This window comes from Streptomyces rubiginosohelvolus (genome assembly GCF_014649875.1).
In the GTDB taxonomy this organism is placed as follows: Bacteria; Actinomycetota; Actinomycetes; order Streptomycetales; family Streptomycetaceae; genus Streptomyces; species Streptomyces rubiginosohelvolus.
In genome coordinates this window covers 562322-572080 of the sequence record NZ_BMTW01000002.1, presented here as the reverse complement: position 1 = coordinate 572080, position 9759 = coordinate 562322, and the positions used below count along the sequence as shown (strand labels likewise).

Sequence of the window (9759 nt, the reverse complement as noted above, 5' to 3'; positions counted from 1 at the left end):
GGACGCCGCCGAACAATCTTTGTGGGAAAGCCCCGCACCTTCTGGTGCGGGGCTTTTCTGCGTTCCAGAGCCGGACCAGCGGCTCGCACCGGACCTGAATCTGTGGGCCCAACCCGCCCCGCCGATCGCGATTATGCGTATCCCCTGATCCCGTGTATGGTTTACCTCGTTGCCACAGCGCAACGAGGCCCCAATAGCTCAGTCGGTAGAGCGTCTCCATGGTAAGGAGAAGGTCTGCGGTTCGATTCCGCATTGGGGCTCAGAACAACGAAAGGCCCCCGCCATATGGCGGGGGCCTTTCGCGTTGTAGTGGAGCGGGCGGGAGTCAGACGAGAGGAGGCTCCGGGACGCGCATGGCGAGGATCGCCATGTCGTCCGAGGCCGGCTCGGCGGCGAAGCGTTCCACGGCCCGCAGGATGCGTGCGGCGACCGCTCCGGCCGTGAGGCCCGTACACGTCGACAGGACGTCCGCGAGGCCGTCGTCGCCCAGCATGCGGGTTCCCTCGCGGCGTTCGGTGACGCCGTCCGTGACGCACAGGAGGACGTCACCCGGGTTGAGCACGACCTCCTGCTCGTACAGGTCAAGGTCCTCGAGCACACCGAGCAGGGGCTGCGGTTCCGCGGCGGACTCCACGGAGCCGTCCTGGCGCAGGCGCAGCGGCAGCGGGTGGCCGGCGCAGACCACCTTCAGGAGGGCGCTGCCGTCCTCCTGGGGCCACAGCTCGCCGTACAGCAGGGTCAGGAAGCGGCTGCGGGCTCCCTCGTCGAGGATCGCCGCGTTGAGGCGCTCCAGGACCGCCGGGCCGCCGAAGCCCTCGCGGGCCAGCAGGCGCAGCGCGTGGCGGGCCAGGCCCGTGACGGCGGCGGCCTCGGGACCCGTACCGCAGACGTCGCCGATGGCGAAGCCGTACGCACCGTCGCGGATCGGGAAGACGTCGTAGAAGTCGCCGCCGACCTCGTTGCCCTCACCTGCGGCGCGGTAGATGACCTCGATCTCGACGTTCGGCACGTCGGGGAGGCCCGGGGGCAGCAGGCTGCGCTGGAGGGACTGGCTGATCGCCATGCGCTCCGAGTACAGGCGGGCGTTGTCCAGGGCCAGGGCGGCCCGGCGGGACAGGTCCTCGGCCAGTTCGAGGATCTCCTGGCGGAAGTGGTCGTCCGAGGGCTTCCCGAGCGTCAGCATGCCGATCACACGGTTACGGGCGACCAGCGGCAGGACCACCGTCTCGCCGCCGACGGCCTGGGCCGTGGCGAGCGTCGTGCGGGTGGCCGTGCTCATGCTGAGCGGGGCGTCGTGGGCCAGGCTGCGGGTCGACGTGGACAGGGCGGCTCGGTGGCCCGCCTCCGCAGGTGCGGCCCAGACGCGGGCGCCCGGCGTCGGAACCGGATCCGGCGGGGCGATCTTCGAGAGCAGGGCCTTGAGGCCGTCGATGAGGTCCTCGTCCTCGTGGAGCACGTACGAGAGGTACGGCTCGGAGGACTGGTCCGCGATCGTGTAGACGGCGCACCAGGTGGCCAGGGTCGGGACCGTCATCTGCGCCATGAGCGCCAGGGTCTGGTCCCTGTCGAGCGTGCCGGCCAGCAGGTCGGAGGCCTCGACGAGGAAGGACAGGGAGCCGCGGCGCAGCCGTTCCAGCTCGCCGAGGCGGGCGGACTCCACGGCCAGCGCGATGCGGTCGGCGGCGAACTGAAGGCGCAGGGCCTCCTCGTTCGAGTAGCGGCCCGCGCCCTCCGCCGCGACGCCGAGGGAGCCGGTGAGCCGGCCCTCGACCTTGAGCGGGACCGTGACGACCGAGCGCATCCCGGTGTCGGTGAGGAGCGGGACGGCGCCGGGGACGGCGGTCAGGTCCTCGTGGACGGCCGGCATGCGGGCGGAGCCGTAGCGTCCCGTTCCGGCTTCCACGGGGACCCGGGCGAAGCGCTGGCGGGCCGAGGGGAGGCCTGTCGTCGCGCGGACCTCCAACTCCGTCTCGTCGTCGGTGGCCAGAAGCAGGAACGCGGCGTCGGCGTCGAGCATGTCGCGGGCGCGCTCCACCGTCCGCTGGAGGAGGCCGTCGAGGTCGTCGGGGGCGGGGGAGCCGATGAAGACCTCGAACGGGTCCGCGGTGCGGCTGTCGGAGGAGGCGTCGGAGACCGGGGCGCGGACCGGGGTCTGGAGGACGGCGCGCTCGTCGTCGCGGACGAGGAGACAGACCGTGGACGGGTCGCCGTCGGTGTCGCGGACCCGCAGGTGCGAGGCGTAGACGGCGATGGTCCGGCCGTCCGCGCCGCGGATGCCGTAGCTGCCCTCCCAGCGGGAGAGCTGGAGGGCGTCGGCGATGCCGGTGTTGGTGCCCGGGGTGTGCGGCCAGGCCACGAAGTCGGTGAACTGCTTCCCGGTGACCTGCTCCGCGGTGTGACCGAACACGAACGCGGCGTCGTCGTTCCACGCGCTGATCGCGCCGGCGCTGTCGATCTGGACGACGGCGACCCGGATCCGCTGGTCGGTCACCGGCAGGAGCGAGGTGGGCAGGACCGGGCCGGCGGAGCGGATGCCCACGGGCCGGTCGGGCAGGTCCAGCTGGAACCAGACGTGCTTGCGGGTGGGGGAGTACTCGACGCCCCAGCGGGAGGCCAGGGCAGCGCAGAGCAGCAGACCGCGGCCGTTCTCGCGGTCCGGGCTGCCGAAGTCGAGGGCGCTGCTCTGGAGCGGGACCTCGCGTTCCGGATAGTGGTCGGAGACCTCGACGCGGACGCCTTCCTCGGTGCGCAGGCACAGGACGTCCGCCGCCGTCCCCGCGTGGATGACGGCGTTGGTCACGAGCTCACTGGTGAGGACGACGGCGTCGTCGACGACATCGTTGTAGCCCCACCCCTGGAGCGTGTCCCGGACGAAGGCGCGGGCGGTCGCGACCGAGCGCCCGACCGGTTCGAAGGTGGCGGCCGCGCGCGCGGTGATCACAGCACTCCCCATATTGGTGTCTCGTCGCTTCCCCGAGTCCTGTGCCCGTTTATCGCCGCTTCGATTCGCTTGCCAGGCTAGACGTATCTCAAGGGTGCCGGGTACACGAGGGCCGAGTTCGGGACAAGTCGCCCCGGTGGTGGTGCGCGGGCGCACAAGTATGGACTCCCGGTGCAAGGGATGGGGGGTAACCGGTACAGGTTCCCCGCGGACCTGTTCCGGCCTGGTACGTTGCAACGATTTGACGTCCGCCCGGTCACCCGTTGACGGTGTGCTGTGGCGGTGAGCCAAAGTGGAACTGGGCAAGCTTCCGGATAGGCCCGAGTGAAACGGTCAACCCCTGCGGGAGGGACACGGTGGAGTCTGGCGTGGCGGCGCAGGGTTCGAAGGCGCGTACAAAAGGCGGACAGTCCGTGAAAAAGCAGCGCAATGGCACCGTCGAAGTGGACGCGGCAGCTCTGAACAGAGTGCTCGCGGGCCTCGTGGCGATGCGCGACGGCAATTTCCGCAGGCGGCTCACCGTCTCGGGCGACGGCGTGATGACGGAGATCGCAGCGGTCTTCAACGAGGTCGCCGACCGGAATCTCCACCTCACCGGTGAGCTGGCGCGCGTACGGCGGGTGGTCGGGCGCGAGGGCAAACTCACGGAGCGGCTGGAGACGGGCGCCTGTGAGGGTTCCTGGGCCGCCGCCATCGACGCCTCCAACGAGCTCGTCGACGATCTCGCGCGACCGGTCTCCGAGGTGGGCCGGGTCCTGTCGGCGGTCGCCGACGGTGATCTGGAGCAGCGGATGGAGCTGCGCTCGCATACGCAGGACGAGACGGTACGGCCGCTGCGCGGCGAGTTCCTGAAGGTCGCCCGTACGGTCAACAACCTGGTCGACCAGCTGTCGGTCTTCACCGAGCAGGTGACCCGGGTCGCCGTCGAGGTGGGCACCGAGGGCAAGCTCGGCGGCCAGGCGCAGGTGCGCGGGATGTCGGGGTCCTGGAAGGACCTCACGGACTCCGTGAACACCATGGCGTACCGGCTGACGGCCCAGGTGCGGGACATCGCGCTGGTGACGACGGCGGTCGCCAAGGGTGACCTGTCGCGGAAGGTCACCGTCCACGTAGCCGGTGAGATGCTCCAGCTGAAGAACACCGTCAACACGATGGTCGACCAGCTGTCCTCGTTCTCCTCCGAGGTGACGCGCGTCGCCCGTGAGGTGGGTACGGAGGGCGAGCTGGGCGGTCAGGCGACCGTGCCGGGTGTGGCCGGTGTGTGGAAGGACCTCACCGACTCCGTCAACACGATGGCGGGCAACCTCACCTCCCAGGTGCGCGGGATCGCGGAGGTGACGACGGCGGTCGCCAGCGGTGACCTGACGCAGAAGGTCACGGTGAGCGCGCGCGGCGAGGTCGCGCAGCTCGCCGAGACGATCAACCAGATGACCGAGACGCTGCGGACCTTCGCGGACGAAGTGACCCGCGTGGCGAGCGAGGTCGGTGGCGAGGGTCTTCTCGGCGGTCAGGCGCAGGTGCCCGGTGCCGCCGGGACGTGGAAGGACCTCACCGACTCGGTGAACACGGTCTTCCGGAATCTGACGACGCAGGTGCGCGACATCGCGCAGGTGACGACCGCGGTGGCCAGCGGCGACATGTCGCAGAAGGTCACGGTCGACGTGGCCGGCGAGATGCTGGAGCTGAAGAACACCGTCAACACGATGGTGGACCAGCTCCAGTCGTTCGGTTCCGAGGTGACCCGGGTGGCCCGGGAGGTCGGCGTCGAGGGCCGGCTCGGCGGACAGGCCGAGGTGCCGGGTGCGGCGGGGACCTGGAAGGACCTCACCGACTCGGTGAACACCGCGTTCCGTAACCTGACCGGCCAGGTCCGGGACATCGCGCAGGTCACCACGGCGGTCGCCAACGGTGACCTGTCGCAGAAGGTCACCGTGGACGTGGCCGGCGAGATGCTGGAGCTGAAGAACACCGTCAACACGATGGTGGCGCAACTCTCCAGCTTCGCCGACCAGGTGACGCGGATGGCCCGGGACGTGGGCACCGAGGGCCGCCTCGGCGGCCAGGCGCGCGTGGACGGTGTCTCGGGTACGTGGAAGGAGCTGACGGACTCCGTCAACTTCATGGCCGGGAACCTCACCTCCCAGGTGAGGCAGATCGCTCAGGTGACGACGGCGGTGGCGCGGGGCGACCTGTCGCAGAAGATCGACGTGGACGCCCGGGGCGAGATCCTGGAGCTCAAGAACACGATCAACACCATGGTCGACCAGCTCTCCGCCTTCGCCGACCAGGTCACCAGGGTGGCCCGCGAGGTGGGTACGGACGGCCGGCTCGGCGGCCAGGCGCAGGTGCCCGGCGTGGCCGGAGTGTGGCGCGATCTGACCGATTCGGTGAACGGCATGGCGGGGAACCTCACCGCTCAGGTCCGCAACATCGCGCAGGTCGCCACGGCGGTCGCGCGCGGGGACCTGTCGCAGAAGATCGACGTGGACGCCCGGGGCGAGATCCTGGAGCTGAAGAACACCCTCAACACGATGGTGGACCAACTGTCCAACTTCGCGGAGCAGGTGACGCGGGTCGCCCGTGAGGTGGGTACGGAGGGCATCCTCGGCGGCCAGGCCGAGGTGCAGGGTGTGTCCGGTACGTGGAAGGACCTCACCCAGTCCGTCAACGGCATGGCGAACAACCTGACCCTCCAGGTCCGCAACATCGCCGAGGTCACCACCGCGGTCGCCAAGGGCGATCTCTCGAAGAAGATCACCGTCGACGCCAAGGGCGAGATCCTCGAACTGGTCACGACCGTCAACACGATGGTCGACCAGCTGCTGAACTTCGCCGACGAGGTGTCCCGGGTGGCCCGTGAGGTGGGCACCGAGGGGATCCTCGGCGGTCAGGCGCGGGTGCGCGGGGCGACCGGTATCTGGAAGGACCTCAGCGAGAACGTCAACCTGATGGCCAACAACCTGACCAGCCAGGTGCGGAACATCTCCCGGGTCTCCTCCGCGGTCGCCAACGGCGATCTGACGAAGAAGGTCACCGTGGAGGCGCGTGGTGAGGTCGCCGAGCTGGCCGACACGGTCAACACGATGGTGACGACGCTGTCCTCGTTCGCCGACGAGGTCACGCGAGTGGCCCGCGAGGTGGGTACGGAAGGCGAACTGGGCGGCCAGGCCCGGGTGCCGGGGGTCGCCGGTACGTGGAAGGACCTCACCGAGTCCGTGAACTCGATGGCCTCCAATCTGACCGGTCAGGTGCGGCAGATCGCCACGGTCACCACCGCCATCGCGAAGGGCGATCTGACCAAGAAGATCGACATCGACGCGCGCGGTGAGATCCAGGAGCTGAAGAACACCATCAACACGATGGTCGACCAGCTGTCCTCGTTCGCCGAGCAGGTGACCCGGGTCGCCCGTGAGGTGGGCACCGAGGGGCAGCTGGGAGGTCAGGCGCGGGTGCGGGACGTCGACGGCACCTGGCGTGACCTCACCGAGTCCGTGAACGAGATGGCCGGGAACCTGACCCGGCAGGTCCGTGCCATCGCGGCGGTCGCCACGGCGGTGACGCGCGGCGATCTGAACCTCAAGATCGACGTGGACGCGGCCGGGGAGATCCAGGTCCTCCAGGACAACATCAACACGATGATCGCGAACCTCCGCGACACCACGCTCGCCAACAAGGAGCAGGACTGGCTGAAGGGCAACCTTGCCCGGATCTCCGGTCTGATGCAGGGCCGCCGCGATCTGGACGACGTGGCCTCGCTGATCATGAGCGAGCTGACGCCGGTGGTCTCGGCGCAGCACGGCGCGTTCTTCCTGGCGATGGCCGCCGGGGACTCCGAGGAGGTCGGTCCCGACAACGGCGAGGCCGGTTCGTACGAGCTGCGGATGCGGGGGAGTTACGGCTACTCTGCGGGGTCGATGCCGACCTCCTTCCGGCCCGGCGAGACCCTCATCGGGACGGCGGCCGAGGAGAAGCGGACGATCCAGGTGGACAATGTGCCGCCGGGCTATCTGAAGATCTCCTCCGGTCTCGGGGAGGCGCCTCCGGCGCATGTGATCGTGCTGCCGGTGCTCTTCGAGGGCAAGGTCCTCGGCGTGATCGAGCTGGCCTCCTTCCAGCCGTTCACGCACATCCAGCGGGACTTCCTCAACCAGCTCGCCGAGATGATCGCGACGAGCGTCAACACGATCAGCGTCAACACCAAGACCGAGAAGCTGCTGGAGCAGTCGCAGGAGCTGACCGAGCAACTGCGTGACCGCTCGCAGGAGTTGGAGAACCGGCAGAAGGCCCTCCAGGCGTCCAACGCCGAACTGGAGGAGAAGGCCGAGCTGCTGGCCCAGCAGAACCGCGACATCGAGGTGAAGAACACCGAGATCGAGGAGGCGCGGCAGGTTCTGGAGGAGCGTGCCGAGCAGCTCGCGGTCTCGATGCGCTACAAGTCCGAGTTCCTGGCGAACATGTCGCACGAGCTGCGCACCCCGCTCAACTCGCTGCTGATTCTGGCCAAGTTGCTGGCGGACAACGCCGAGGGCAATCTCTCGCCGAAGCAGGTGGAGTTCGCCGAGACGATCCACGGGGCCGGGTCCGACCTGCTCCAGCTGATCAACGACATCCTCGACCTCTCCAAGGTCGAGGCGGGCAAGATGGACGTCAGCCCGACCCGGATCGCGCTGGTCCAGCTGGTCGACTACGTGGAGGCGACCTTCCGCCCGCTCACGGCGGAGAAGGGGCTCGACTTCTCCGTACGGGTGTCGCCGGAGCTGCCCGCGACGCTGCACACCGACGAGCAGCGGCTGCTCCAGGTGCTGCGCAACCTGCTGTCCAACGCGGTGAAGTTCACCGACTCCGGTGCGGTGGAGCTGGTGATCCGGCCGGCCGGCGCCGATGTGCCGAACGCGATCCGGGAGCATCTGCTGGAGGCGGGTTCGCTGCGGGACGCGGACGCCGATCTGATCGCGTTCTCGGTCACCGACACCGGGATCGGGATCGCATCCAGCAAGATGCTGGTGATCTTCGAGGCGTTCAAGCAGGCGGACGGCACGACGAGCCGGAAGTACGGCGGCACGGGCCTCGGGCTCTCGATCAGCCGGGAGATCGCCCGGCTGCTCGGCGGCGAGATCCATGCGGCGAGCGAGCCCGGACGGGGCTCGACCTTCACCCTGTACCTGCCGTTGCACCGCGCCGAACTGCCGCCCCAGGGCTACCCCCCGGTGGGTTCCGGTTCCGCCGAGGTGCTGGGCGGCGCGGGCGAGATGGGACAGGTGCAGGCGCCGCAGGGCCAGTCGGCTCCGTACGGCGACCCGGCCAACTCCGCCGGGGTGTTCCGCAGGCGGCGCAAGGCCCTGGGGGACGCGGCCCGCAGGCCCGCGCTGCCGGCCGGGCGCACGACGCCCGAGAGCGCCCCGCAGCAGGAGGAGTGGGTGCAGGGGAGCCAGGGCGAGAGCCAGGGGCAGGAGCAGGGTGCGGCGGCCGAGCCGGCGCCCCGGCGGACGTTCCGCTTCCGGGGCGAGAAGGTGCTCATCGTCGACGACGACATCCGTAACGTCTTCGCGCTCACCAGCGTGCTGGAGCAGCACGGGCTCTCCGTGCTGTACGCGGAGAACGGCCGTGAGGGCATCGAAGTCCTGGAGCAGCACGACGATGTGACGGTCGTGCTGATGGACATCATGATGCCCGAGATGGACGGGTACGCGACGACGACCGCGATCCGGCGGATGCCGCAGTTCGCCGGGCTGCCGATCGTCGCGCTCACCGCGAAGGCGATGAAGGGCGACAGGGAGAAGGCCATCGAGTGCGGAGCTTCCGACTATGTGACGAAGCCGGTCGACCCTGATCATCTGCTTGCGGTGATGGAGCAGTGGATGCACGGAGAGTGATCGGGAATCTAACGAACTGACGTAAGTTGTTGACCGACTGTGCTCGATTGGGTGTGAACGCGCTGCATTCGGGGAACCTTCTGGTCTCCCACCGCGTTTGCGGTATGTGCACAGTGACATCGCGGTGACAGGGTGTGGTGACGGGCGGGGTGCGGCTACCATGACCGGCACAAGGACGGACGGCGTAAGGGAGTCGTCCCCTGGGGCGGCACCCGGTGCATTTCCGGGGCGAGGAGGGCGGGCCATGGTGCAGAAGGCCAAGATCCTCCTGGTCGATGACCGGCCGGAGAATCTGCTGGCGCTGGAGGCCATCCTCTCTGCGCTCGATCAGACACTGGTCCGGGCATCGTCAGGGGAGGAGGCGCTCAAAGCGCTGCTCACGGACGACTTCGCGGTCATTCTGCTGGATGTCCAGATGCCGGGCATGGACGGATTCGAGACCGCCGCCCACATCAAGCGGCGGGAGCGGACCCGGGACATCCCGATCATCTTCCTCACCGCGATCAACCACGGTCCGCACCACACCTTCCGCGGGTACGCGGCCGGTGCGGTGGACTACATCTCCAAGCCGTTCGACCCGTGGGTGCTGCGGGCCAAGGTCTCGGTCTTCGTCGAGCTGTACATGAAGAACTGCAAGCTCCGTGAGCAGGCGGCTCTGCTGCGGCTCCAGTTGGAGGGCGACGGCCACGCGGGCGGCGAGCACGAGAAGGAGCCGGCCGGGCTGCTGGCCGAACTCTCCGCACGGCTCGCGGCGGTCGAGGAGCAGGCGGAAGCGCTCTCCAAGCAGCTCGACGACGAATCCGCGGACGCGGCCGCGGTCGCCACCGCCGCCCACCTGGAGCGCAAGCTGACCGGTCTGCGCCGCGCGCTCGACGCGCTGGAGCCGGGCACCGGCGGGGGCGCGGGCGTCCTGCCCGCACAGGGCTGACATCTCGGGCCTCTGCA

Annotated in this window: 3 protein-coding genes and 1 tRNA gene; 3 read left to right on the top strand and 1 reads right to left on the bottom strand. The window is 69.2% G+C overall.

The window, feature by feature from the left end; translation table 11 throughout:
- The first annotated feature begins 187 nt into the window (after window positions 1-187).
- A tRNA-Thr gene (locus tag IE134_RS09810) sits at window positions 188-260 on the top strand.
- Between the two features lie 65 nt (window positions 261-325).
- Here IE134_RS09810 and IE134_RS09805 read toward each other — a convergent pair.
- Window positions 326-2953, bottom strand: a complete 2628-nt coding sequence (locus IE134_RS09805) for a SpoIIE family protein phosphatase (RefSeq protein WP_032768924.1) — start codon at window positions 2951-2953, stop codon at window positions 326-328.
- 401 nt (window positions 2954-3354) lie between these two features.
- On the opposite strand from IE134_RS09805, the gene IE134_RS09800 reads away from it, so the two are divergent.
- Window positions 3355-8814 (top strand): HAMP domain-containing protein, encoded by a 5460-nt coding sequence (locus IE134_RS09800; RefSeq protein WP_098895077.1) that lies wholly within the window; start codon window positions 3355-3357, stop codon window positions 8812-8814.
- A 244-nt stretch (window positions 8815-9058) separates the two neighbouring features.
- A complete protein-coding gene (locus IE134_RS09795) occupies window positions 9059-9742 on the top strand; it encodes a response regulator (RefSeq protein WP_006128007.1) in 684 nt (227 codons plus the stop codon).
- Window positions 9743-9759 lie beyond the last annotated feature (17 nt).

Coding starts and splice junctions, on each gene's coding strand:
- IE134_RS09805 (WP_032768924.1), bottom strand. CDS start 2,953: ATGGGGAGTGCTGTGATCACCGCGCGCGCGGCCGCCACCTTCGAACCG.
- IE134_RS09795 (WP_006128007.1), top strand. CDS start 9,059: ATGGTGCAGAAGGCCAAGATCCTCCTGGTCGATGACCGGCCGGAGAAT.